This is a genomic window from Agromyces sp. NPDC055658 (assembly GCF_053618155.1).
Window position 1 is genome coordinate 1 of record NZ_JBSHHD010000137.1, and the last position, 1,118, is coordinate 1,118.

The 1,118-nt window shown below is 65.7% G+C and carries 2 protein-coding genes; one reads left to right on the top strand and one right to left on the bottom strand.

The annotated features are described in order from the left end of the window. On the top strand, positions 1–540 hold a 540-nt coding region (locus tag ACWGPE_RS19155; protein WP_452049339.1), incomplete at its 5' end, for a helix-turn-helix transcriptional regulator. 2 nt (positions 541–542) lie between these two features. On the opposite strand, the gene ACWGPE_RS19160 is transcribed toward ACWGPE_RS19155, so the two are convergent. Beyond that, positions 543–1,118, bottom strand: a 576-nt coding sequence (locus tag ACWGPE_RS19160) for a Dyp-type peroxidase (RefSeq protein WP_452049340.1), incomplete at its 5' end; no start/stop codon positions are given.

A 1,118-nucleotide genomic window follows, 5' to 3' on the forward strand; every position in this document is an offset into this window, starting at 1 on the left:
GTCGTGGTGGGACCGAACGGGCAGGTGCTCAACCTCAACGCGGCCGCCGAAAAAGCCCTGCGCGGCGATGACGGACTTCAGGTCACCGCCGGTCGCATCACAGCGGCCGACGCCGCGGCCAACAGAACCCTCAACCGCGCCCTCAACTCGGCACTGACCGGCACCTCCGACAACATTCGCGGCGGGATCTCGTTCACCGTCCAAAGGCCCTCGGATGCAAGGCCGTTCATCCTCCACGTCCTGCCGTTACACCGCCTCGAGGAGCCGGACCGGCGACGGGCGCTGGTGATACTGATCGATCCCGCCCACGAAGCCGAACCCAGCACGGCACTCCTGCAACGCCTGTACCACCTGACCCGTACCGAGGCCGACATCGCACTGCGCGTCGCCCACGGCTCCGACCCCAAACACATCGCCGAGGACCTGTCGATATCGATCACCACCGTGCGTACGCATCTGCACCGGATCTTCGACAAGACCGACACGCACCGCCAGGTTGAACTGGTGCGACTGCTGCTAACCCTGCATCCGGTGGCGTGAGTTCAGCCGATCAACTCCTGCCCCAGATAACCGTCGGGTGTCCGCACCCCGCCGGGCACCACGAACACCGACGACCCGATGGCCGTGGTCCACTGGTTGAGCGCATCGAACTGGGCCAGGCGGCGCTGCACCGGCAGGAACTGCTCGTCGATATCGCGTTGGAAGGTCGCGAAGATCAACCCGGTGTTCGAGGTCTGACCGGGTCCCGGCGGATCGTCGTAGTTGTAGGGCCTGCGCAGAAAGCGTTCCCGCGTGCCACGATGGTGCGCCAGCGCGACATGCGAGTTCTGCGGAATGACCGGAATTCCGTTGTGCATCAAGGAGAAATCCGGTTCGTCCGCCTCACGGCTCCCGGTCAGTGGAGCCCCGGAATCCAGGGTGCGGCCGACGGTGAACTCCTTGCTCTGACGGTCCAGCTCGTCCCAGGTGTCCAGGTGCATGGCGATGCGCCGGATGACCATCAGCGTGCCGCCGGCCAGACCCGGGTGCACCGGGCCGGACATCCAGACCAGATCATCGAAGTCGGCGGCGGTGAGGTTCGCGGTGCCGTCGACCTGTCCCATCAGGTTGCGCATGGT